The sequence below is a fragment of the Maricaulis sp. genome (assembly GCF_048270095.1).
Classification (GTDB): Bacteria; Pseudomonadota; Alphaproteobacteria; order Caulobacterales; family Maricaulaceae; genus Maricaulis.
Window position 1 is genome coordinate 15899 of sequence record NZ_JBLWTL010000005.1, and the last position, 24384, is coordinate 40282.

The following is a 24384-nucleotide window of genomic DNA, read 5'->3' on the forward strand; positions in this document are numbered from 1 at the left end:
GCCCCGGGGGGAAGCTCGCAATGAAGCCGACCAATACCGGCGATCCCGACTATTTCCACAAGGTTGTCGATTGTCAGTGGGCCTGTCCGGCCCATACACCGGTCCCGGAATATATCCGGTTGATCGCGCAAGGAGAGTTCACCGAGGCCTATATGGTCAATCGGCGCTCCAATGTGTTTCCCGGCATTCTTGGCCGCGTCTGTGACCGGCCCTGCGAGCCGGCCTGCCGCCGCGGGCGCGTCGAGGAAGAACCCGTCGCGATCTGTCGCCTCAAGCGCGTCGCCGCCGATCATCGCGACGAGGTCTCTCACCTCGTACCGCAAAAGCCCGAGAACTCGAACGGCAAGAAGATCGCGCTGATCGGAGCGGGCCCCGCCTCGCTGACCGTCGCCAATGATCTGGCGCCGCTGGGTTATGAATGCACCATCTTTGAGGGCATGCACCGTCCCGGCGGGCTGATGATCTCCAACATCCCCTCCTTCCGCCTGCCCGAGGAAGTGCTCGATGAGGAGATCGGCTATATCCTCAATATGGGCGTCGACCTGAAGCTCAACCACCGCATCGAGAGCATGAAAGCCATGCTCGAGGCGGACTACGACGCCATTTTCATCGGCTCCGGCGCGCCCAAGGGCAAGGACCTCAAGATCGAGGGCCGCGAGGAGGCCGACGCCAATATCCATATCGGCATTGACTGGCTGGAAAGCGTCGCCTTCGAGCATATCGAGAAGATCGGCAAAAACGTGCTGATTATCGGCGTTGGCAATACGGCGATGGATTGCTGCCGCTCCTCGCTCCGCCTCGGCGCTGATGACGTCAAGGTGATGGCGCGCAAGCCGCGGCAATTCTTCAAGGCCTCGCCCTGGGAGCTGGAAGACGCCGAGGACGAGAATGTCGAAATCCTCGTCAATCACTCGCCCAAGCGGTTCGTGACCGAGAATGGCAAGCTGGTCGGTATGGAATTCGAGCTGATGGAGTATGATCTCGATCCGCGCGGCGAAATCACCGCCACCCGCATGACCGGCACCACCATCATTCCCTGCGATGATGTCATCCTGGCGATCGGCCAGGAGAACGCCTTCCCCTGGATCGAGCGCGATATCGGGCTGGAATTCGACAAATGGGGCGTGCCCATTGTCGACACCACCACCTATCAATCGACCATTCCCGGCGTCTTCTTTGGCGGCGACAGTGCCTTTGGTCCCAAGAATATCATCTGGGCCGTCGAGCATGGCCATCAGGCGGCGATCTCGATCCACAAGCATTGCGAGAAAACGGATCTGAGCGAGCGCATGCCACGCGGCGTCAATCTCGCCTCGGCCAAGATGGGCGTGAATGAGTGGATGTATTCCAATGATTACGAGCGCGGCCATCGCGGTGTGATGCCGCTGGTCGAACTCAAGGCCCGGCTCGGCAATCGCAAGATTGAAGTGGAAATGGGCTACACCGCCGAGCAGATTCACACCGAGGTGCAGCGCTGTCTCAATTGCGATGTCCAGACCGTGTTCGATCCGCCCTTGTGCAAGGAATGCGATGCCTGCATCGATATCTGCCCGGTTGATTGCCTCTCTATCGTCGAGAATGGCGATGAGGGCGATCTGCGCACGCGGCTCAAGGCCCCGGCGGACAATCTCGACCAGGCGCTCTATGTCTCGGCGCCGCTGAAGGATACCGGCCGCGTGATGGTCAAGGATGAGGATCTCTGCCTGCATTGCGGCCTGTGCGCCGAGCGCTGCCCGACCGCCGCCTGGGACATGCAGGACGGCGATATCCTCATCCCGCATGTCGATGATGAAGCGCGACGGGTGGCGGCAGAATGAAGGACATCGTGGACACCATGGCGGATCTCCGCATCAATGATTTTGTCATCAAGATCGGCAATGTGAACGGCACCGGTTCGGCCAGCGCCAATGGCCTGTTGATGAAGGCGATCTTCCGCATGGGCGTGCCCGTGGTCGGCAAGAATCTCTTCCCTTCCAATATTCAGGGCCTGCCGACCTGGTTCGAGATCCGTGTCACCAAGGACGCCTATATGGCGCGTTCGGGCGCGGCCGATCTGGTCGTCGCGATGAATGCCGAGACCTATAAGCGCGATCTCGCCGAAGTCTCGCCGGGGGGATATCTCCTGTATGACGACACCTGGCCGCGGCCGGAACTGCATGCGCGCACCGACATCACGGCGATCGGCGTGCCGCTGGCGCGCCTGTGCAATGCCAAATTCGACAATGCCCGTACCCGCGTGCTGATGAAGAATATGGCCTATGTCGGCGCCGTCGCCGGTCTGACGGGGATGGACGTCGGCATCATCAAGGGCCTGGTCGAGGAAATGTTCGGCGCCAAGCCCAAGCTGATCGACTCCAATATGACGGCGATCAATCTCGGCCTTGATTATGTCCGGCAGACTTATTCCGAGCCTCTGCCGCTGCGCGTGCAGGCGATGGATGCGACCAAGGGCAATGTCCTGATCGATGGCAATACGGCCGCCGCCCTGGGCTGCGTCTATGCCGGCGCGACTTTCGGCGCCTGGTATCCGATCACGCCGTCGACCTCGCTGATGGATGGCTATAAATCCTTCTGCGAGAAATTCCGTGTCGACGCGGAAACCGGCGAGAAGAAATTCTGCATCATCCAGGCCGAGGACGAGCTCGCCTCGATCGGCATGGCCGTCGGTGCCGGCTGGAATGGCGCCCGCGCCTTCACGCCAACCTCCGGACCGGGCATTTCGCTGATGAGCGAGTTCATCGGCTTTGCCTATTATTCCGAAGTGCCGGTCGTGTTGTTCAACGTCCAGCGCGCCGGTCCCTCAACCGGCCTGCCGACGCGCACCCAGCAATGCGATCTCACCCTGTGTGCCTATGCCAGCCATGGTGATACCAAGCATATCATGCTCTTCCCCGCCAATCCGGCCGAATGCTTCGAGATGGCGGTGCAGTCCTTCGACATCGCCGAGCGCTTCCAGACCCCCGTCTTCTTCATGACTGATCTCGATATCGGCATGAATGACTGGATGATCCCCGAGCTCGACTGGGATGACAGCTACACCCCCGATCGCGGCAAGATCCTCTCCGCCGAAGAGCTGGAGGCCCTGCCGAAATATTATCGCTATGAAGACCGCGACGGCGACAATATCGCCTACCGCACCGTGCCGGGCGTGCATCCCAAGGGCGCCTATTTTACCCGCGGTTCGGGCCATAACTGGAAGGGCGGCTATACCGAGGACGCGACCGAATACAAGGAAGTCCTCGATCGTCTGACCCGCAAATGGGAAGATTCCGCTGACGCCGTGCCCGGCCCGATTATCATCGAGGCGGAAAAGCCGACCAGTCGCGCCATCATCTCGCTCGGCGGCTGTGACGGTGCCGTGCGCGAAGCGCTCGACCGCCTGGCGGAGCAGGGCATCCAGCTCAATTATCTGCGCGTGCGTGGCTTCCCCTTCTCCGCCGAGGTCGAAGCCTTCATGGACAGTCATGACGAGATTTTCGTTGTCGAGCAGAATCGTGATGCCCAGCTGCGCGGCCTGCTGATCAACGAGACTGCGGTCGACAAGACCAAGCTCATCCCCGTGCTTGATTATGCCGGCATGGCCGCCAACCCCGCTTTCATCATCGAGGGCGTCACCGCACACCTCGTGGCCGAGGAGGCCTGACATGACCTCAATGTCCAAACCCCTGATCGACAAGCATCTGCCGCGCAACAAGCTCGGCCTCACGGTGCGCGATTATGAAGGCTCGATGTCGACCCTGTGTGCCGGTTGCGGTCATGACAGCGTCACCGCCGCCCTGGTCCAGGCCTTCTGGCAACTCGATCTGCCGCCGCACAGCGCCGCCAAGATCTCCGGCATTGGATGTTCGTCCAAGACCACAGCCTATTTCATGGGTCAGTCGCACGGCATCAATTGCGTCCATGGGCGCATGCCCTCGGTCGCGACCGGGGCCAATGCGGTCAATGGCGACCTCCATTATATCGGCATCTCCGGCGATGGAGACAGTCTCTCCATTGGCTTCGGCCAGTTCGCCCACGCCATCCGCCGCAATCTCAACATGCTCTATGTGCTGGAGAATAATGGCGTCTACGGCCTCACCAAAGGCCAGTTCTCGGCCTCGGCCGATATCGGCACCAAGTCGAAGAAGGGCATCGCCAACGAGCAATCGCCGATCGACCCCTGCGTCCAGGCCCTGACGCTTGGCGCCGGCTTCGTGGCGCGCGCCTTCTCCGGCGACAAGTCGCAACTGGTGCCGCTGATTCAGGCCGGCCTGATGCACAAGGGCTTCGCCCTGATCGACGTCATCTCGCCCTGCGTCACCTTCAATGACCATGCCGGCTCGACCAAGAGCTATGCCCACACCTTCAAATACTACCATCCGCTGGTGCACACCGATTTCGTCGCCCATCACGAGGAAATCACCGCCGACACCAGTGAGGGCGGCGCCATCACCGTCACCATGCATGATGGCGGCATCCTCAAACTGCGCAAAACCGACGACGACTACGACCCGCGCGACCGCGCCCAGGCCATCGAAACCCTCCTGCTCGGCGACCGCTCCGGCGAAATCCGCACCGGCCTGCTCTATGTCAACGAGGACATGGCCGACATGCACGCCGCCAACCATTTGCCGAAGACGCCGCTGAATGCGCTGCCGTATGAGGCGTTGACGCCGGGGCGGGCGGCGCTGGCGAAATTGCAGGGGCGGTGGAAGTAGGGGGGGGGGTCAGTGTCGAGCGCGACGTCGATCTCGGTCCAGCTATTGGGTCTCGCGACCGTGATGGTAATGATCTACATCTTGGCGCTCAATTTTGTCATCGGAGAAGACCTGTCAATCGGGAAAATTGCGCTGCTGGCGCTTTTCGTGTTTGCCGACATATCGATTTCCTGGGCTCTGCTGTGGCTCACCAAAAGTTGGCGCAAAGTCCTGCCGTATTGTCTGTTGGTGGCGATGGTTCTCGCCGTGTCAGTGACCCTCGCGCTGGCCCTGGTTCTCGGGATGAATTTGGCATTCCTACATGTCACATTTTCGGTTCTTCCGGTTGTGGCGGCGGCGCAACTCATGATCCGGCTCGGAATGGCATGGATGGTGTGACGGCGCTCCGGACGCCTTCTTTCGTAACACATTTCCAAATCAGTCTTTGTCAGAGTGAAGAGGTAGTGTGTTGCGGGCGCAGAAAGTCTGCCTCCCGCCAACACCACCCCATAAACCTCTTGCCTGCGAGTGGGCCAGCCGGGCTCAACGGCGTCAAGGCCGCCTTTGGTGCTGGCGGGCATGCGCCTTGACGCCGTCGAGCCCGGCTGGCGAAATCTCGGCATGAGGTCTATGGCGGGGACCGGGCGCCGCCGCCCGTCTTGCACGTGAGGGTGTTTCGGCGCTCCGCATTTCCCAAATCACCAAACCTCTTCCCCCGGACATGCCTGCACCCGCGCATGCGGGTGTTCCGGGGCCTACCAGAGCCTGGAGATTGCTCGCCACTCTCCGGTAGGCCCCGGAATTCGCTGCGCTCCTCCGGGGGAAAATGGTGTGTTGCTTGGAGGCGGGGAGTTTCAATCATGACGGGCACGGGCTCGCACCCAACTAATCCACCCCCACCCGGCCCGCGTTATAATCGGGCGAATTTCGCTCTTTGACATGGTTGGCTTCGTCAGAATATCCGTGCAGCCGGAACCCGGCGCCCGGAAACCTTTCCCTTTCAAAATTTCAAAATCTACCCTCTCCAGGACTGGTTCCGGGGACGGAAATCGCCTTGCAACAGGACGTGATGGACGGGAGAGCGCAATGCTCCGCCATGGCAGACTCTGCCATTCCATGACAGGCCCTGTCAGTCCGGAAAACGGCCGGATCGCAAGGCCTCACGCGGCCGGGCGCTCCGCAATGGCAGAGTGACAGACTGGCAGACAAGGAATTTGATTAGTGCCGGTGGAGCGGAAGACGGCGCGTTCGGCGGTCAATTCCGGTCGTTTATGGCATAAGTATCATCAGGCACCGGGGCGGAGGCCTTGCGACCTCCGTCCCGGCTTGTGCTTGATCAGCCCTTGGGCACATCAGTCAGGCGCAGATAGGGGCGCACTGTGGTCCAGCCCTGGGGGAAGATGTCCTTGGCCGCATCATCAGTGATCGAAGGCGGGATGATGACCTGGTCGCCCGGTGTCCAGTCGGCCGGGGTGGCGATCTTGTATTTGTCACCGGTCTGCAGCGCATCGATGACGCGCAGGATCTCATCGAAATTGCGGCCGACGCTCATCGGATAGGTCATCATCAGGCGGATTTTCTTGGCCGGATCGATGATGAAGACCGAACGCACGGCGGCCGTGGTGCTCTCGCCGGGATGGATCATGTCAAAGGTCTGGGCGACCTTGTGATCGGCGTCGGCGACGATCGGGAATTGCAGATCGGTGTGCTGGGTGTCGTTGACGTCATCAATCCATTTGACGTGTTCGGCGACAGTGTCGGTCGACAGGCCCAGCGGCTTGGTATTGCGCTTCTTGAACTCATCGGCGAGCTGGGAGGTGCGGCCCATTTCGGTGGTGCAGACCGGGGTGAAATCGGCCGGATGGCTGAAGAAGAAGACCCAGCTATCGCCGGCCCATTCATGCAGGCTGATCTCGCCCTTGGTGGTGGCAATGGTAAAATCGGGGGCGGTATCGCCAATCCTGAGTGACATGTCTGTCTCCTGTGCGGGCGCCAATGGTTTGGCGGCGGGTGAATTTGCCGGCTCAGCGCCTCATGCCGCTGGCCATGATCTCTAGATAGGGTTGGGGGCCGGACTTATCAAATTGATTGTGCCCGCCACACCGGTAATCGGGCAATTTCGCGTGGATTATGCAGGTTCTGGTCGGGCCAGTTCCTGCGCCAGGAGATCGAAAACCAGCCGGATCCGGCGGCTGGTATGCAATTCGCGGTGAGTGACCAGCCAGACCGGGACCTCGATCACCGGCAGGCCTGGCAGCACACGCTCGAGGCCCGGATTGAGAGCCGCGAATCCTTCGGTCAGGACGCCGATACCCAGCCCGTTGCGGATCAGTTCGTTCATCACCGGACCGCTGGCGGTATGGAGTTTGAAATTGCGCTCGGTGAGTGGCAGGCCGATCCCCTGGAGGGCGGCGAGGAAGCGCTCATCGCGGTCAAAGCCGATAAAGTCATAGCGGGCGAGGTCAGCAGCGGATTTCGGGCGGCCATGGCGGTCGAGGAAGTCCGGGCTGGCATAAAGACAGGCGCGGGTCTGGCACAGCAGCCTGCCGATCAGCTCACCCTGTTCCGGGCGGGCATGGCGGATCGAGATATCGGCCTCGCGCCGGGTCAGGTCGCGGACATCATTGGAGGCGATGATGTCGAGTTCGATCTCCGGTGCCAGTTGCCGCAGCTTGAGCAGCACTGGCGGCAGGACATGCATCGCCATGGAGTCGGTGGCAGTGAGGGTGACGCGGCCGGCGATCTGCGAGGACTGGCCGGACGCCGTCAGCGAAATGCGGGTCGCCGCCTCGGCCATGGACCGCACCGGCTCGAGCAGGGCGCGGCCCGGCTCGGTCAAGACCATGGCGCGATGGCCGCGCTCGAACAGGGTGATGCCGAGCGCGTCCTCGAGGGCGGAAATCTGGCGGCTCAGGGTTGGCTGGGTCTGACCCAGCGCACGGGCGGCAGCCGAAAACGACCCTTCCTCAACGGTGGCGAGAAAGGCGCGGATCTGATTCCAGTCGAAGGCAATGGCGGGCCAGTTCATCTATTTACGTATACCAAAGCCGCAGTATTCGACAATATACCTTCTGTTTGTGTATGGGTAAACAGGTTGCCCAAAGGATCCGGCCATACCGTTCCGGCGGCTTCAGAGAGGAAATTCCATGCCCACCGATGCAAGCAAACCGGACAATGACCGGCGTTTCTGGGACCGTCTGGCGCAGAAATATGCCACTGACCCGATCAGCGATGAGGCGGCCTATCAGAAAAAGCTCGAGATCACGCGCCAGCATTTCACGCCGGACTCGGACGTACTCGAATTTGGCTGCGGCACCGGCATGACGGCGGTCAGCCATGCGCCCCATGTCAAACATATCCACGCCACCGACCTGTCCGGCGAAATGCTGGAGATTGCCCGGGGCCGCGCGGTTGAGGCCGGGGTCGGGAATATCAGTTTTGAACGCGTTGGCTTCGAGGATATCGATGCGGCGCCCGGGCGTTTCGACGTCGTGCTCGGACTGAGCATTCTGCACTTGCTGGAGGACCGCGATGCCGCGATTGCCCGCGTCCATTCCCTGCTCAAGCCGGGGGGCGTGTTTATCTCCAGCACCGCCTGTCTGGGCGAGAAAATGTGGTTTTTCAGTCTGATCGCACCGATCGGACGCGCCTTGGGCCTGTTGCCTATGCTGCGCGTCTTCACCCAGGTCCAGCTGGCGGAGAGCCTGCGTCAGGCCGGATTTGAGCTTGAGCATCAATGGCGCCCGGACAAGGCGGTCGCGGTTTTCATCGTCGCCCGCAAGCCGGCCAACTGATCCCGCACGGTATCGCCCGGTGCAAGCGGGCGCCGAACATCCTATATGCAGGGACCAGATTGATACGCCCCCGCCATGACCCCGGAGATCCCCTTGGCCGAGACATCGCAAACCGCCGAACATCGCGCCGATACCGACCGGGGCTCCAGCTTTGCTTCCGAGCTTGAGCGCGATGCGGCGCATCGGGAAAAGGCCCGCAGTGCCCAGCCACTGCGCCGGCTCTTGCCCTATGTGCTCGCCTATCCCGGTCTGCTGGCGGCCTTCACCCTGTTTCTTGTCCTCGCCTCGACCCTCACCCTGATCCTGCCCGGCGCCTTTCGCCTCGTCGTCGATTGCGGTTTTGCCGGCGCCTCGGATTCGGCGATCTGCGGCGCCTTCTCGATTGGCGACGGCCTGTCGGCCTATTTCCTCGCCGGGATTGCCGTCGCCGCCCTGCTCGGCCTCGCCAGCGCCATGCGCTTCTATTTCATCAGCCGGCTCGGTGAGCGCGTTGTCGCTGACCTGCGCCGCAATGTGTTCGATCACCTCCTCTCCCTGAGCCCCACTTTTTACGCCAGCACGCGCACCGGCGAAGTGCTCTCGCGCCTGACTACGGACACGACGCTGATCCAGACCGTGGTCGGCTCCTCGGTCTCCGTCGCGCTGCGCACCGTGGCGACCACGACCGGGGCGCTGATCCTGATGGTCGTGGTCAACTGGCAGCTCGCCCTGATGGTGCTGGCGCTCGGGCCGGTTATCCTCGGTCCGATCATGTTGTTTGGCCGCCGGGTACAGCGCCTGTCGCGCTCCAGCCAGGACAATCTCGCCGATGCCTCGGCCCGCGCCAGCGAAAGCCTGCAGGCGATCGAGACCGTGCAGGCCTTCACCCGCGAACCCGAGGAAAGGTCGCGCTTTGCTGAGGCCGTCGAGACCACTTTCAAGGTCTCGCTCGCCCGCATTGAAGTGCGCGCCTGGATGACGGCGATCATCTTCACGGTGATCCTGTCGGGCCTGATCGCGGTCTTGTGGTTTGGTGCCGTCCAGGTCCAGGCCGGCAGCATCACGCCCGGCGCGATGACCCAGTTTGTGATGTATGCCTTCGTCGCCGTTTCGGGCGTCGGCATGCTCACCGAGACCTATACCGAAGTGATGCGGGCCGCCGGTGCGACCGAGCGCCTGATGGAATTGCTCGCGGCCAAACCCGATATCGATGTGCCGGAAATGCCGGAGCATTTCGCGACACCGGTACGCGGGGAGATCGCGTTCGACAATGTTTCCTTCGCCTATCCGACGCGCCCCGACGCGCTGGCGCTTGAGGGGATCAGCCTGAAGGTGGAGCCGGGCCAGACCGTCGCCCTGGTCGGGCCGTCGGGTGCCGGCAAGAGCACCATGTTCCAGCTCCTGCTGCGCCTCTATGACCCGGCCTCCGGAGGGTTGAGCGTCGACGGTGTCGATATCAGCCAGCTCGATCCGACTGAACTGCGCAATGCGCTCTCGATCGTGCAACAGAATGCGCCGCTATTTGGCGGTTCGGTCGCCGACAATATCCGCTTCGGGCGCGCCGGAGCCTCGCTTGAGGACGTGATCGAGGCGGCCAGGGCTGCCAATGCCGATGACTTCATCATGGCGCTGCCGGACGGCTATCAAACCCAGCTTGGCGAAAATGCCCGCACGCTTTCGGGCGGCCAGCGCCAACGCTTGGCGATTGCCCGGGCCATCCTGCGCGACGCCCCGATCCTCCTGCTTGATGAGGCGACCAGCGCGCTGGATTCCGAAAGCGAGGCGGTGATCCAGACCGCGTTCGAGACCCTGTCACGCAATCGCACCACCCTGGTCATCGCCCACCGTCTGGCCACCGTGCGCAAGGCCGATTTCATCGTCGTGCTCGAGGGCGGCCGTATTGTCGACCAGGGCACGCACACCGAATTGCTCGCCCGCGGCGGGCTCTATGCGCGCTATATCGAACTGCAGTTCACCGTCCCGGACGAGGATGAGGCTTCCGCCTCCGCCTAGAAAAGCCCAACGACATTGCCGGCATCATCCAGCCCGATATTCTCGGCCGAGGGCACACGCGGAAGGCCAGGCATGGTCATGATCTGACCACAGATCACGACGATGAAACCGGCCCCGGCAGCGAGTCGGACTTCACGGACCTCCAGCGTGTGTCCATCGGGCGCGCCGCGCCGTGTCGGGTCCGTCGTGAAGCTGTATTGCGTCTTGGCCATGCAGACCGGCAAATCCCCGAACCCGGCTTTCTCCCAGGCCGCCAATTGATCGCGCACGGCCTTGTCTGCGGTGACGCCGTCAGCGCGGTAAATCTCGCGGGCAATCGTCTCGATTTTATCGAACAGGGGCATTGAGTCCGGATAAAGCGGTTTGAAATCTGCCTTGCCCGTATCAATCAAGGCCACCAGCTTGCCGGCCAATTCTTCTGCCCCGGCACCGCCGTCTGCCCAGTGCCGGCAAATCACGGCCTCGCCGCCGCGCTCCGCCACATAAGCCTTCACCGCCTCGATTTCGGCGTCGGTATCGACCGTGAAGTGATTGATCGCAACGATTGCCGGCACGCCGAATTTGGCGAGATTTTCCATATGGCGCCCGAGATTGGCGCAGCCTTCCTGGACGGCCTCGAGGTTCTCGGCTCCGAGATCCTCCTTCGCGACGCCGCCATTCATCTTCAGCGCCCGGATCGTCGCCACAAGCACGACGGCTTTCGGCTTCAGCCCGGCCTTGCGGCATTTGACGTTGAAGAACTTCTCGGCCCCGAGATCGGCGCCGAACCCGGCTTCCGTGACAACATAATCGGCCAGCTTGAGCGCCGACCTTGTCGCGATCACGGAATTACAGCCATGGGCGATATTGGCGAAGGGGCCGCCATGGATAAAGGCCGGGTTATTCTCCAGCGTCTGAACCAGATTGGGCTGCATCGCCGTTTTCAACAATACGGTCATGGCGCCGTCAGCCTTGATATCGCGGCAGGTAATCGCACTTTTGTCGCGCCGGTAGGCGACGATGATATCACCCAGCCGACGTTGCAGATCGTCCAGGTCAGTCGCAAGGCAGAGGATGGCCATCACTTCGGAGGCGACGGTGATGTCGAAACCGGATTCGCCCGGGAATCCATTGCTGACACCGCCGAGCGAGGTGGTGATCTGGCGCAGGGCGCGATCATTCATGTCCACGACGCGGCGCCAGACGATGCGGCGCTGGTCGATCTCGAGCGCATTGCCCCAATAGATATGATTGTCGATCATCGCCGAGAGCAGACTATGCGCCGAGGTGATGGCGTGAAAATCGCCGGTGAAGTGGAGATTGATATCTTCCATCGGCACGACCTGGGCATGGCCGCCGCCCGCCGCGCCGCCTTTCATCCCGAAACAGGGGCCCAGCGAGGGTTCGCGAATGCAGATCGCGGCCTTTTTGCCGATCCGGTTGAGGGCATCGCCGAGCCCGACCGTGGTCGTGGTCTTGCCCTCGCCGGCCGGGGTCGGATTGATCGCGGTGACCAGGATGAGGTGCCCGTCCGGTTTGTCCTCCAGACTGGCCAGGAAGGGTGCCGTCAGCTTGGCCTTGTCGGTGCCATACTGGGCAATGGCATCGGCCGGGATGTCGAGCCGGCCGGCGACTTCGGTGATTGGCCGCAGGGTTGCGGCGCGGGCGATTTCGATGTCGGTTGTCATGAGGGCAGTCCGATCCAGTCTGGTGTCAGCTGAGGGCGATGAGCCGGGTGATCGCGGCGGTTATGGTCGGGCGCAGCCCGGCATCGGGAGATTGCGAGAGCGCGATCAGGCGATCACGCATGCCAGGATCCCAGAATTTGCGAATATGGACGGCCACACCCTCGATCGCTTCGGCCTCGGTATAGGGGGCGTAAAAATCGGCAATCTGATGGGCCATCCGGATGAGACTGGCATCATTCATCGGCAGACTCCGGGCTGAAGAAGACAATGGCGCCATCCGGACCGGCCGCCGCAACCCGCAGCGCGAGCCGGGTGGCCAGGTTCAGGGCGAGGCCGGTCGGGGCCGACTGGCCGGCGAGCAGGGCCGCGCGCATCCGTGCCGCCTTGAAGACAAGTTCGAAACTGCAGCGGCTGCTCATCACGACAAAGCCCGCATCGTCCGGCTCGCCGCCTCGCAGGCGGGCGCCGGCCAGTTTGTCGAGGGCATTGTGCCGGCCAACATCTTCACGCACGAGGATGATCTCGCCATCCAGGCGGCACCAGGCGGCAGCGTGAACGCTGCGGGTCTCGCGGTTGAGATGCTGGTGACCGGGCAGGGAGTCGAGCGCGGCGCGGATGGCCGCCGCTTCGACCCTCGGCCCGGGCGGCAGGGCGCTCGGCGGTGCGTGCAGATCAGCAAGCTGCTCCACACCGCACAGGCCGCAACCGGTCCGGCCATCCAGCGCGCGGCGATGTATCCGGTCGCTGCGCACCAAATCCGGCGCAATGCGGATATCGGCCGTGAGGCCCTCGGGCCATTGGCGGATTGCGACGGTCTTGATATCGCGGCCGCTCGCCACCGCCCCCTCAGTCAGGGCCAGGCCGATGGCGAGATCCTCGACATCGGTCGGGCTGGCCATCATCACGGTCCAGGCGGTGCCGTTGAAGCCGATCTCGACCGGAACCTCTTCGGCAATGCCCCACTCGTGCGCCCCCTCGGCCGAGGAATGGACATTCGCGCGCCGGCTCACGGGGAAAGAAGGACTCGCCACCTCTGCGCCCTATTCTGCAGCCGGGATGACGCGAACGGCGCGGTGGGCGCGGCGCTCGCGTTCGGCCTGCCAGTCTGACGGCATGTTGGAGGGCGAGACCTGGACGGCGGTCACCTTGTATTCCGGGCAGCTGGTGGCCCAGTCAGAGAGCTCGGTCGTAACGACATTGGCGCCCGTCTCCGGGTGGTGGAACGTCGTGTAGACGATGCCCGGCGGCACCCGGTCTGTGATCGTGGCGCGCACCGTGATCGCGCCCTTGCGGCTGGACAGCGAGACCATATCGCCATCGGCGACGCCGCGCATTTGCGCATCGGCCGGATGGATTTCCAGCAAATCCTCGTCATGCCAGGAAGAATTGGCCGTGCGCCGTGTCTGGGCGCCGACATTATACTGGCTCAGGATGCGGCCGGTGGTCAGCAAGAGCGGGAAGTGCCGGTTGGAGCGTTCCTCGGTCGGCACGTATTGCGTCATCATGAAATGACCCTTGCCGCGCACGAAACCGCCGACATGCATGACCGGCGTGCCGTCCGGCGCGGCCTCATTGCACGGCCACTGGATCGAGGGACCATTGTCGAGACGGTCGAAACTGACCCCGGCGAAGGTAGGCGTCAGGGTCGCGATCTCGTCCATGATGGCGGCGGCATTGTCATACTGCATCGGGAAGCCCATCGCCGTGGAGAGGCGGCAGACCGTCTCCCATTCCGACAGGCCCTGTTTTTCCGGCATGGCCGGGCGGACGCGATTGATGCGGCGTTCGGCATTGATGAAGGTGCCGTCTTTTTCCAGGAAGGAGGTGCCGGGCAGGAAGACGTGCGCATAGGCTGCCGTTTCGTTGACGAAGAGGTCTTGCACGATGACGCAATCCATCGCCCGCAGCGCCGCCAGTACATGATGACTGTCCGGATCGGACTGGGCGATATCCTCGCCCTGGACATAGAGGCCACGGAAAGACCCATCGAGGGCGGCGGAGAACATGTTGGGGATGCGCAGGCCGGGCTCGGCCAGCAAATCGCGGCCCCAGGACTGCTCGAAGGCACCGCGCACAATGTCGTCGGAGACATGGCGATAGCCTGGGAATTCATGCGGGAAGGAGCCCATATCGCAGGAGCCCTGGACATTGTTCTGACCGCGCAGCGGGCTGATGCCGACGCCCTCGCGTCCGAAATTACCGGTCGCCATCGCCAGATTGGCCATGCCCATGACCATGGATGAGCCTTGGGAATGCTCCGTCACACCCAGCCCGTAATAGATCGCGCCATTGCCGCCAGTGGCATAGAGCCGGGCAGCATCGCGCAAGTCCTGCGCCGGCACGCCGCTGACGGCCTCGACAGCTTCCGGTGAATTACTGGCATCGCTGATGAAATCGGCCCAGCGTTTGAAACTGTCATCCTCGCAACGCTCGGCGATGAAGGCGCTATCGGCCAGACCCTCGGTGATGATGACATGGGCGAGGGCATTGATCACGGCGACATTGGTGCCAGGACGCAGCTGGAGATGATGTGCAGCGCTGATATGCGGCGAGCGCACCAGATCAATGCGGCGCGGATCGATCACGATCAGCTTTGCGCCGGCCCGCAGGCGCTTCTTCATGCGAGAGGCAAAGACCGGGTGCGCATCGGTTGGGTTGGCGCCGATCACCAGGATGACATCGGCCTGCTCGACCGATTTGAAGTCTTGTGTGCCGGCGGACGTGCCCAGCGTAACGCTTAGCCCGTAGCCGGTCGGCGAATGACAGACGCGGGCGCAGGTGTCGACATTATTATTGCCAAAGGCAGCGCGAACCATTTTCTGGACGACATAAACCTCTTCATTGGTACAGCGCGATGATGTGATGCCACCGATTGCGCCTCTGCCATGTTCGGCCTGGATGCGGCGCAGGCGGGTGGCGGCGAAATCGATCGCCTCGTCCCAGCTGCATTCGCGCCATGGATCGGTGATATTCTCACGCACCATCGGCGAGAGCATGCGCTCCTGATGCGTCGCATAACCCCAGGCGAAACGCCCCTTGACGCAGGAATGGCCTTCATTGGCACCGCCCTCGCGGTCCGGCGTCATGCGCACCACTTCATCGCCCTGCAGCTCGGCGATGAAGGAACAGCCGACGCCGCAATAGGCACAGGTGGTTTTCACTTCGCGCCGTGGCTGGCCGTGTTCGACGATGGTCTTTTCCATCAGTGTCGCGGTCGGGCAAGCCTGGACGCAGGCGCCGCAGGAGACGCATTCACTGTCGAAGAACGTCTCGCCGAGACTGGCGGTGACCTTTGAATCGAAGCCGCGGCCTTCAATGGTCAGCGCCAGCGTGCCTTGAACTTCGTCGCAAGCCCGTACGCAGCGCGAACAGACAATGCATTTCGAGCCGTCGAACTGGAAATAGGGATTGGAGGCGTCAACGCCTTCATCGAGATGGTTCTCACCATCAAAGCCATAACGCACCTCGCGCAGGCCAACTTCGCCGGCCGTGTCCTGCAACTCGCAATCGCCATTGGCCGAACAGGTCAGGCAGTCGAGCGGATGGTCGGAGATATAAAGCTCCATAATGCCGCGGCGCAGGGCTTCCAGGCGCGGCGACTGGGTGGTGACCTTCAGGCCTTCCGCGACCGGCGTGGTGCAGGAAGCCGGCGTGCCCTTGCGGCCTTCAATTTCGACCAGGCACATGCGGCAAGAGCCGAAGGGCTGAAGGCTGTCGGTGGCGCAGAGCTTGGGGATCCGGGCCTCGGTCTGGGCTGCAGCCCGCATGATCGATGTGCCGGCGGGAACCTGCACGCGCTTGCCGTCGATCTCGAGGCTGACGCTCGCTTCGCCGGCCTTCGCCGGGGTTCCAAAATCTGATGCTTTGCGGCTACCCATGGCGCTATCCTACCACCGTTTCATCGGCCTGTAGCGGCTCGGCCTGGAAGTCTTCTCGGAAATGGCGCAGCGCGCTCATCACCGGCATCGGCGTCAGCCCGCCCATGGCGCAGAGCGAGCCGTCTGTGAGCACGGTACACAATTCCTCGACGAGGACGAGATTGGCTTCGACATCCTCGCCGCGGCGGACCTTGGCCAGTGTCTCGGCGCCGCGCACCGAGCCGATCCGGCAAGGCGTGCATTTGCCGCAACTCTCCTCGGCGCAGAACTCCATCGCAAACTCGGCCTGGCGTGCCATGTCGACGGTGTCGTCAAACACGACAATCCCGCCATGGCCCAGCATCGCCCCGGCAGCGGCGAAGGCTTCATACTCCATTGGCAAGTCGAGCATGGACGCGGGCAGATAAGCACCGAGCGGCCCGCCGACTTGCACAGCGCGCACGGGGCGGCCCGACAGCGTGCCGCCGCCATGAGTTTCAATCAGTTCGCGCAGGGAGAGCCCGAAGGGTGCCTCGAACAGGCCGCCGCGTTTGATATTGCCGGCCAGCTGGAAAGCCTGTGTGCCGCGGGAACGTTCATTGCCGAGTGCCTGATAGGCGGCAGCGCCCTTGGCAAGAATGTCCGGCACGCTGGCCAGGGTGAGGACGTTGTTGACGATGGTGGGCTTGCCAAACAGGCCGGAGATCGCCGGGATGGGTGGTTTGACCCGCACCTGGCCGCGCTTGCCCTCAAGGCTTTCGAGCATCGCGCTCTCTTCGCCGCAGACATAGGAGCCGGCCCCGCGTCGCAGGGTGAGGTGAAAGCTGCGGCCTGATCCGAGTACGTCCTCGCCGAGCCATCCACGCGCTTCCCAGGCCGATATGGCGGCGCGCATCGTCCGGATAGCGTCGGGGTATTCCGAGCGCAGATAGATAAAGCCCTGGGTCGCGCCGACAGCGAGGCCGGCGATGATCATGCCTTCGATCAATTGGCCCGGATCACCTTCGATCAACATCCGGTCGGCGAATGTGCCGCTATCGCCCTCATCGGCATTGCAGCAAATATATTTCTCTTCGCCGGGCGCATCGGCAGCGGTTTTCCATTTGATGCCGGCGGGGAAGCCGGCGCCGCCGCGGCCTCGCAGACCCGAGGCCGTGACGGTTTCGATCGTGTCGGTGGCGCTTTGCGCGATCGCGGCCCGTAAACCGTCAAGGCCGCCCATCCGTTCAAAGCCGTCCAGGTCGAGCGGGTCGAGAACGCCGCAGCGCCGGTAAAGAAGCCGCGTCTGCGCCTGCATCCAGCTCAGCGCCTCGACGGGGCCCAGCGCGAGCGGGTGTCCGTCGCGGAAGTCTTGCTCGAACAGGGCTTCGAGATCGTCCTCGCAGAGCGGCCCGAAGCCGTGGCGTACGCCATCGCGCTCAATCTCCAGCATGGGTTCCAGCCAGAGCATGCCGCGCGAACCGGTGCGAACCAGATTGAGGACAATGCCGCGTTGCTGCGCGATCTCCTGCAGGCGTTCGGCGACCGCGTCCGCACCGACTGAACGGGCCGCGGCATCGCGTGGCAGGAAGAGGGTGAGGGGATCAGTCATCATCACCGCTCCCGGCGCTGGCCGCGGCAAGGCGGTCAGGGGTTGCCCGCCCGACCAGGCGCTCACCGATCAGTGCCGCGGGACCGAGCGCGCAATTGCCCAGGCAATAGACCGCTTCATGCGGCGTGCCGGCACGGTCCAGCTCTGCGGCAAGCTGGTCTGCCCCGACCGCCTGACAGGCCTCGGCCCGGCACAGACGGATGCGGCGCTCTGCACGCGGGGCGGTCGAGAAGTCGGCGTAGAAACTGCGCACGCCCTGGATTTCGGCACGGGAAATATTGAGGCTTGCGGCGATGGTCCGGGCGGCTTCATCGCTGACGCACGCGTGTGCTCGCTGGACGTCATGGAGAATTTCGATCAGGGCGTCGGCACGGTGACCATACCACGCACAGACCTGTTCCACCGTTTCCCTATCTTTCTTCGACACGCCAGTCTCCCCATGCGTGATCAGTGTTTTCCCGGCATAGATGTTCGGCCAGAACGGCACGTGTCCTGCGCGGCGTCAGGCCAAAAACCACCTTACACACTGATGATCTCTCCCGTTTGGCTGGTCAGAGCTTTCGGCACCACTGAAACTCGACCCGCACTGCCGCCGGCCGGTTTCCCCGGGGCGTGACATAGTCTTGCCAAGACCATACTGGCTCGGTTGCTTTCGGTACAGACCAGCGGTGAAGTCATGCCCGTTCGCTGCTGCGGGAGTTCATGCAGTCCTTTCGTGCAACCGGGCAATTTTCTGTAACCGACTTGAATATCGCAAGGATTTCGAGCGCTAGTCGGTTTTCCGGGTGCAAGACCCGGCGTGTCGGCGGCGATTGCCCCAAAAACCCTGGCCCAAGGCAGCGGGATTCTTTGACGCGATGCGCGAAACCGTTGAAAGTGCACCAGAGGTTATTGCGTCAGCATGATTGCGAGGCTTCGTGGAGCCCCGGCCGTGACGATCTGGTTGGCCTTCCACGAGGCATAATCGCGGGAAATGCCGTAGATGCCTGTGTCGATACGCGTGTTAGCATCTGACATCGCCCGCAGCCGCAATTTCGGTAGTGGGAAGTCGGACGACCACAACGGGAATCAAGCCCAGGGGGGCTCAATTGGTACAGGACATAAATCTCGCCGGGTCTTCGAGCAAAGTGAACTGGCCGTCGATTATCCGAAACTTCCGGATGTCGAAGCGCCTGAAACAGGCTGCGCTCGCGGCTGATCTCGGGGTCACACAAGCCATGATCTCGCGCTGGGAAAATGGTGAATCGGATCCGCCCGACCGGGTCAAACGCCGTATGGCCGAGCTGGTGCAGGACGCCTTCGTTGTGGCGCCGGCCCCAACCTGGATCGACCTTGTTTCGCTCAATCCCGGGATCGAATTCGTAACCGATTCAATGGGGGTGCTGAAGGCGGTTTCCGCCGGCGCCCTCGAATTATTTGGTGTCACCCGCGAGGCGGTCGAAGGCCGGCCGGCTGATCGTTTCCTGGGAGGGGACTTCACGCAGACTCAGGAGACCTTGCGCAGCAAGGGCATGTTCCGGAGCGATCTGGTGTTTGCCCAGAGCCTCGGCCGGATCGAGCTCAAGAATGGCGCCGCGCCGCGGACAGTGCTGTGCGACTTTATCCACTGGCCCCGCATTTCCGAGGTGCGGGCCGTGTTCTGCGTCCATTCGGGTGCTGTGCTCGATGACGAGAAGTATCAGCGCCGTCTCGACCAGCGCGGCCAGAAGATCGTCACCCGCCAGACATTCTGATCCCGCCAAAGCGGGGTACGAAAAAGGGCGACCCGCCGGGCCGCCCTTTTTGCCGTTCAGGCTAGGATGTCTACGGCGTGCGCTGAGCGTCGCGCAGGGCACGGAATTCATTGCCTTCATACCAATTCGGCCAGGCGTCTGAATTGGCCAAGCGTGCGCCGACATTATAGAGCAGCGTCACATCCTCGACCATGCCATCCATCTGCCAGTCGACCGAATACTCGTCAGCCGGACCGTGATAGCGGTTCGCGCCGTAGTCTGCGCCGATGGCCTCGCCGGCCTCACGGCCACCCTCGATCAGATCAATCCCGCCATCGGCATAGAGCATTGGCAGGCCGTGCTTGGCGAGCGAGATATGGTCGGAGCGGTAGAAATAGCCCGCCTCAGGATTTGGATCCGGAACGATATAGCGGTTCTGGGCGGCGGCTTCTTCGGTGAGGATGTCCTCCAATTCGGAAGCGCCATATCCAACCACAATCACATCGCGCGAGCGGCCCTTTGGCATGATGGCGTCAATATTGATGCCACCGACTGTCTGGCTGTAGGGCACGAGCGGATGTTCGCCATAATAGGCCGAACCCAGCAGGCCGGATTCTTCCGCTGTAACGGCAAGGATCATGACCGAACGCTCGGGTGGATTGGCGATAAAGGCCTGGCCGATTTCCAGAATGGCGGCCGTGCCTGAAGCATTGTCGACCGCACCATTATAGATGCCGTCTTCGTCATCCGGCACGTCCCGGATGCCGATATGGTCCCAATGCCCGGTATAGAGCACGTATTCATCGGGCCGCTCGGTGCCGGGAACGACACCAACGACATTGCGCGAATCCATGGTCTGCGTGGTGTTGTACAGCGTGCCGGCTGAACTCAGGCCGGTCATTGGAACGGCCGTAAAGCCGGGCTGAGCCGCGCTGGCGGTCAGCGTGTTGAAGTCCAGACCGGAGAGCTCGAACAAGTGCCGTGCCACATCCTCGGTGACCCAGCTCTCGACCCCGGCAAATGTGCCTTCGCCAGGTTCGCGGGCGAGGGATAGGCGGGAGCCCGACCAGGAGCCGGTTATGACATTCCAGCCATAGGAGGCTGGCGCGGTCTGGTGGATCAGGATCACGGCCGCAGCACCCTGCCGGGCGGCTTCTTCATACTTATAGGTCCAGCGGCCATAATAGGTCATGGCACTGCCATTGAAGATGCCGCCGTCCGGATTGGTGAAGCCGGGATCATTGATCAGCATCACCACAGTCCGGCCGGTCACGTCGACGCCGGCATAATCATCCCAGCCATATTCCGGGGCGACAACGCCATAGCCCACGAAAACCAGATCGCTGGCATCGACCGAGACTTCGGGCTGGTTGCGTTTGGTCCAGTAGACGACATCATCCCCCATTGCGAGGTCGAGCGGTTCACCATTGAAGAAGACGTCAAACGCGGAGCGTGCCGTGTCGAGGGTTATCTCGAGCAGCGAGACCGGCTGGAAAAAACTGCCCTGATTGCCGGGCTCGAGGCCGATGCGGGCCATTTCGTCGGCAATCCACTGACTGGCTGCAATGCCGCCGGGCGCGGCCGGTGCGCGCCCCTCAAACCCGTCATCGGCGAGGGTTGAAATGCGGTAGCGCAAATCGGCTTCATTGATCTCTGCGCTCGTCGCCATGACGGCGGGTTCGAACGCGGTGGCGGTGGCAATGGTGGCGGTTTCGTCTGCCGGTTGGCTGCAGCCGGCGAGGGCCAGACCGCTGAGCGCAGCGGCAATAACCAGATTTCTCATCCCTGTTTCCCCTATTCGGTTGGGCTTCGATGCAATTGTGTGGCACATCCTGCTCCCGGGCAAGGCTTGCGCAAGCTGCGGCTTGCAGAGGATTGAGGGAATTGGGGTTTGACCAAACATGAATGAGGGTTCAGGTTTGGTGTAAATCGAGATAGCCGGCACAGTGATGTGACCGGATGATATCAGGGGAGAGACAATGACGGATAGTCCAGCCGGGTCGAAAGCGGCCCCATTGCCGAGTGCGGGTTACAGCAAACTGGTCATGTTGCTGCTGTTTCTGGTCTACGCGTTCAATTTTCTCGACCGTCAGATTATTTCCATTCTGGCCATCCCCATCAAGGAAGACCTGGGTCTGACCGATGAGCAACTCGGTCTGCTGGGCGGCATCGCCTTTGCGCTGCTCTATTCAACGCTGGGCGTGCCGATCGCCTGGTTCGCAGACCGGGTCAACCGGACCTGGATCATGACCGGGTCGCTCCTGGTCTGGAGCGGTTTCACGGCTGTCAGCGGTCTGGCGACCAATTTCATGCAACTCTTCCTTGCCCGTGTTGGCGTGGGGATTGGCGAGGCGGGGGGCGTCGCTCCGGCCTACACCATCATCGCCGACTATCATCCTCCAGAGAAGCGTGCCCGGGCCCTGGCGATTTACTCGCTGGGCATCCCCGTGGGCAGCGCCTTCGGCGTGATCGCCGGTTCCCAGATTGCCGGCGGCGGCATCTCCGACAGCCTCGATTGGCGCTCGGCCTTTATTATCGTCGGCCTGGCCGGTGTGCTGTTGGCACCGGTCTTCAAACTTCTGGTGCGCGAGCCCCGGCGTGGCCAGTTTGACGGCGTTCCCGCCAAGCGACCGACAGCCCTGGAGACTGAAGCGGCCTATCCGCCCGCCAAGGCGCGCATCCTGTCGATTGCCGGTTCCGTCTTGTTTGCCTTGCCGAGCCTGTTGGCGATTTTCAGTGTCATGGTGTTTGGCGGCGGGGCGATCCAGTCGGTCGGCCTGCTGGCCCTGGCAGCCGTGGTCGGCGCTGGTTGTGGCTGGCTTGCCGGTCAGTGGGTCAGCCGTTGTGCACACTGGACCGTGCTCGCCATGGGCGCCAGCGCCTTGATGTTGATCCCGGGTCTCGTCGCCTGGGGCGTGCCCGCCCTGATGACCGGTGAGGGCTTTGGGATGGGCGCGATTGCCTGGCTGATCGGACGTGCCGTCGCCGGGGCGCTGATTGGTGTCTTCTTCGTCTTCTTCCGCGAATTCATGAATCTCGCGCTCGAGAAGCCAAGCTTCTGGCTGATGATCATGGGCGCCTCGGCCTCATCGATGATGGGCTATGGCGTCTTCTTCTGGCTGCCATCCTTCTTCGCGCGCAGCTTCCAGCTCTCCCTGACCGAAACCGGCTGGTTGTTCGGTGGCATTCTCTTCTTCGCCGGCAGCCTGGGGATTATCCTTGGCGGTGTGATGGGCGACTGGATCGGCAAGCGCAAACGGGCGGCTTTCGCCTTTGTGCCGGCGATCGCCTTCCTGGTCTCCGCGCCGCTCTACTGGGCCGGGATCATGTCGCCATCGGCCACCATGGCGGTGATCATCCTGTTTGTTCCGACGGCGTTGGGTCTGGCATGGCTCGGGCCCGTTCTCTCGGCCTTCCAGCACCTTTTCCCGCCGCATCTGCGTACCAGCGGGTCTTCGGTCTTCCTGCTGGTCAATAATCTCCTCGGAATTGGCGGCGGCGTCTATGTGCTGGGCCGCTTGTCGACCATTCTGGAGCCAACCTATGGCGAGGGCTCATTGCGGATCTCCATCCTGATCGGCTCATGCCTGTATCTCGTTGCCGCAGGCTTCATGTTCTGGGCCGCGCGCTATCTGGCGCGCGACTGGGTGGAGCATGTAGCGCTTGATCAGACGGATCGGGCCGTCGAGCCGGCTTGATGACACAGGGTTATAGCGATCACTTCTTCTCGACAGTCGACGGGCCACGTCTGCATTATCGTGACTACGCGCCTGTCGGAGCTGCCCGTGGCGTGCCGGTCCTTTGCCTGCATGGATTGACCCGGAATGTTCGCGATTTCGAAGACCTGGCGCCGCGCCTGGCCATGCTGGGGCGGCGGGTCATCGTGGTGTCGCAGCGTGGACGCGGGCGCTCCGACGCTGATCCGCGAGCGGAGCGCTACCAGCCGCTGACCTACGCGGTCGACATGATTGGCTTGCTCGATGCCCTGGGGATCGAACGGGCCGTCTTTGTCGGCACCTCGATGGGGGGGCTGATGACCATGTTGATTGCCGCACAGCAACCACAACGAATTGCAGCCGCCATCATCAATGATATTGGTCCCGAAATCGCCGAGGCGGGGCTCAACCGGATCAAGGCGAATGTGTCGGTGCGCCAACCCGTGACGCGGTGGGACGATGCGGCGGCGCGTTCGCGCGAAGCCAATCTCGCCGCTTTCCCAAAGCGCTCGGAAGACTCCGAATTCTGGCTCGATTTTGCCCACAAGACCTGGGTTGAGGCCAAGGAAGGGCAGATCGAGCTCGCCTATGACGCCCCGATCGTCAGCCAGATTGACTCGAGCGATGTGGCGCCGGATCTGTGGCCATTTTGGCAACCGTTCCAGGCTTTTCCGACTCTGCTCATTCGGGGCGGGATCAGTGATTTGCTGACCCCGGAAACCGTCGCTGAAATGAAGCGGCGCAAGCCAGACCTGGACTATGTCGAAGTGCCTGATGTTGGCCATGCGCCCTTCATGACCGAGCCCGAGGCGTGGACGGCGATCGAGGCCTTCATGCAACGCGTTGCCTGAGCGTTCCCATGTTGGGCGCGGCTGGCCGCTTTATGCCCCGCCGCGCCCTGCCATGAAATTGTTCAGCGCGGCCCTGGGATGGTGTCAGTCGGCGGTGCGCGGTGCGGGAGAGATGTGGTGATGTTCGGAATGTTTCGGATCGCTGCGATCAGCGGGATTGTGCTCCTGGCGGGGCCATCTCTGGGCCAGTCCAGCGATCCGGTCATCCCCTTGCCGGGGGCCAACGACGCGGTCGCGGAACGCCTCTATCTGGAGGCCTTGCGCGAGGCGGCGAATAATCCGGCGAACCCGTCAGAACCGGTGCCGGAGACCGCGGATGGAGACAGGATCTCCGTGACGGCCCGGCGGCCCGACGATGTCGTCTGTAGCTGGCGTCGGCGCAATGGCAGCAATATGCGTGAGCGACGGTGCAGGAGTCGCTTTCAGGCCGAGCGCGAAGAGCGGCAGACCGAATATGCGATCCGTCGATTGCGCGGGTTCTAGATTCTGCATTCCCCAAACTGGCGGATTGGCGCGCGCAAAACCCAT

At 62.6% G+C, this 24384-nt stretch carries 20 protein-coding genes; 10 read left to right on the top strand and 10 right to left on the bottom strand.

What is annotated here, in order from left to right; all coding sequences use genetic code 11:
- Nucleotides 1-20: 20 nt before the first annotated feature.
- Genes ACN0YJ_RS04615 through ACN0YJ_RS04630 form a run of 4 tightly spaced genes read left to right on the top strand, consistent with a single transcriptional unit; the run spans nt 21 to nt 5075 of the window.
- On the top strand, nt 21-1817 hold the full coding sequence (locus ACN0YJ_RS04615; RefSeq protein ID WP_417495476.1) for an FAD-dependent oxidoreductase: 1797 nt from the start codon (nt 21-23) through the stop codon (nt 1815-1817).
- A complete protein-coding gene (locus ACN0YJ_RS04620; protein WP_417495477.1) occupies nt 1814-3643 on the top strand; it encodes a 2-oxoacid:acceptor oxidoreductase subunit alpha in 1830 nt (609 codons plus the stop codon). The genes ACN0YJ_RS04615 and ACN0YJ_RS04620 overlap by 4 nt, the downstream gene beginning before the upstream one ends.
- Before the next feature lies 1 nt (nt 3644).
- Nucleotides 3645-4697, top strand: coding sequence for a 2-oxoacid:ferredoxin oxidoreductase subunit beta (locus ACN0YJ_RS04625; protein WP_417495478.1), 1053 nt, complete (start codon nt 3645-3647; stop codon nt 4695-4697).
- A 12-nt stretch (nt 4698-4709) separates the two neighbouring features.
- A complete protein-coding gene (locus tag ACN0YJ_RS04630) occupies nt 4710-5075 on the top strand; it encodes a hypothetical protein (RefSeq protein ID WP_143024067.1) in 366 nt (121 codons plus the stop codon).
- Between the two features lie 937 nt (nt 5076-6012).
- Here ACN0YJ_RS04630 and ACN0YJ_RS04635 read toward each other — a convergent pair.
- On the bottom strand, nt 6013-6648 hold the full coding sequence (locus tag ACN0YJ_RS04635) for a peroxiredoxin (protein ID WP_417484689.1): 636 nt from the start codon (nt 6646-6648) through the stop codon (nt 6013-6015).
- A gap of 156 nt (nt 6649-6804) precedes the next feature.
- Complete coding sequence (locus tag ACN0YJ_RS04640; RefSeq protein WP_417495479.1) at nt 6805-7704, bottom strand: LysR family transcriptional regulator; 900 nt, start codon at nt 7702-7704, stop codon at nt 6805-6807.
- A 118-nt stretch (nt 7705-7822) separates the two neighbouring features.
- Between ACN0YJ_RS04640 and ACN0YJ_RS04645 the strand changes: the two genes are divergently transcribed.
- A complete protein-coding gene (locus ACN0YJ_RS04645; RefSeq protein WP_417489541.1) occupies nt 7823-8470 on the top strand; it encodes a class I SAM-dependent methyltransferase in 648 nt (215 codons plus the stop codon).
- Between the two features lie 75 nt (nt 8471-8545).
- The gene (locus ACN0YJ_RS04650; protein ID WP_417495480.1) at nt 8546-10462 is read left to right on the top strand and encodes an ABC transporter transmembrane domain-containing protein; all 1917 of its coding nucleotides are present in this window, start codon (nt 8546-8548) and stop codon (nt 10460-10462) included.
- Here ACN0YJ_RS04650 and ACN0YJ_RS04655 read toward each other — a convergent pair.
- From ACN0YJ_RS04655 to ACN0YJ_RS04685, 7 genes are all read right to left on the bottom strand, one after another.
- Nucleotides 10459-12129, bottom strand: coding sequence for a formate--tetrahydrofolate ligase (locus tag ACN0YJ_RS04655; protein WP_417495481.1), 1671 nt, complete (start codon nt 12127-12129; stop codon nt 10459-10461). The two genes, ACN0YJ_RS04650 and ACN0YJ_RS04655, sit on opposite strands and share 4 nt — an antisense overlap.
- A 25-nt stretch (nt 12130-12154) precedes the next feature.
- Entirely contained in the window at nt 12155-12370 is a 216-nt protein-coding gene (locus tag ACN0YJ_RS04660; RefSeq protein ID WP_417478303.1) for a formate dehydrogenase subunit delta, read from the bottom strand.
- Nucleotides 12363-13139, bottom strand: coding sequence for a formate dehydrogenase accessory sulfurtransferase FdhD (gene fdhD / locus ACN0YJ_RS04665; RefSeq protein WP_417495482.1), 777 nt, complete (start codon nt 13137-13139; stop codon nt 12363-12365). Before fdhD ends, ACN0YJ_RS04660 begins: the two co-directional genes overlap by 8 nt.
- 30 nt (nt 13140-13169) lie before the next feature.
- Complete coding sequence (gene fdhF, locus ACN0YJ_RS04670; RefSeq protein WP_417495483.1) at nt 13170-16007, bottom strand: formate dehydrogenase subunit alpha; 2838 nt, start codon at nt 16005-16007, stop codon at nt 13170-13172.
- 4 nt (nt 16008-16011) lie between these two features.
- Nucleotides 16012-17577 (bottom strand): formate dehydrogenase beta subunit, encoded by a 1566-nt coding sequence (locus tag ACN0YJ_RS04675; protein WP_417478337.1) that lies wholly within the window; start codon nt 17575-17577, stop codon nt 16012-16014.
- The gene (locus ACN0YJ_RS04680) at nt 17570-18004 is read right to left on the bottom strand and encodes an NAD(P)H-dependent oxidoreductase subunit E (RefSeq protein ID WP_417495484.1); all 435 of its coding nucleotides are present in this window, start codon (nt 18002-18004) and stop codon (nt 17570-17572) included. The genes ACN0YJ_RS04675 and ACN0YJ_RS04680 overlap by 8 nt, the downstream gene beginning before the upstream one ends.
- Nucleotides 18005-18465: 461 nt before the next feature.
- The gene (locus ACN0YJ_RS04685) at nt 18466-18594 is read right to left on the bottom strand and encodes a hypothetical protein (protein ID WP_417478307.1); all 129 of its coding nucleotides are present in this window, start codon (nt 18592-18594) and stop codon (nt 18466-18468) included.
- A gap of 110 nt (nt 18595-18704) precedes the next feature.
- Here ACN0YJ_RS04685 and ACN0YJ_RS04690 point away from each other — a divergent pair, with 110 nt between their 5' ends.
- Nucleotides 18705-19310 carry a helix-turn-helix domain-containing protein gene (locus ACN0YJ_RS04690; protein WP_417478338.1) on the top strand — a complete coding sequence of 202 codons (606 nt, stop codon included), beginning with the start codon at nt 18705-18707 and terminating at the stop codon, nt 19308-19310.
- A gap of 70 nt (nt 19311-19380) precedes the next feature.
- Here the strand turns inward: ACN0YJ_RS04690 and ACN0YJ_RS04695 are convergent, their stop codons facing one another.
- The gene (locus tag ACN0YJ_RS04695) at nt 19381-21072 is read right to left on the bottom strand and encodes a M28 family metallopeptidase (protein WP_417495485.1); all 1692 of its coding nucleotides are present in this window, start codon (nt 21070-21072) and stop codon (nt 19381-19383) included.
- 262 nt (nt 21073-21334) lie between these two features.
- Between ACN0YJ_RS04695 and ACN0YJ_RS04700 the strand changes: the two genes are divergently transcribed.
- The 3 genes from ACN0YJ_RS04700 to ACN0YJ_RS04710 all read left to right on the top strand — a co-directional run bounded on the left by ACN0YJ_RS04700 (nt 21335) and on the right by ACN0YJ_RS04710 (nt 24339).
- On the top strand, nt 21335-22987 hold the full coding sequence (locus ACN0YJ_RS04700; RefSeq protein ID WP_417495486.1) for a spinster family MFS transporter: 1653 nt from the start codon (nt 21335-21337) through the stop codon (nt 22985-22987).
- Nucleotides 22987-23856, top strand: a complete 870-nt coding sequence (locus ACN0YJ_RS04705; protein WP_417495487.1) for an alpha/beta fold hydrolase — start codon at nt 22987-22989, stop codon at nt 23854-23856. The genes ACN0YJ_RS04700 and ACN0YJ_RS04705 overlap by 1 nt, the downstream gene beginning before the upstream one ends.
- 120 nt (nt 23857-23976) lie before the next feature.
- Nucleotides 23977-24339, top strand: coding sequence for a hypothetical protein (locus tag ACN0YJ_RS04710; protein WP_417495488.1), 363 nt, complete (start codon nt 23977-23979; stop codon nt 24337-24339).
- Nucleotides 24340-24384: the final 45 nt, after the last annotated feature.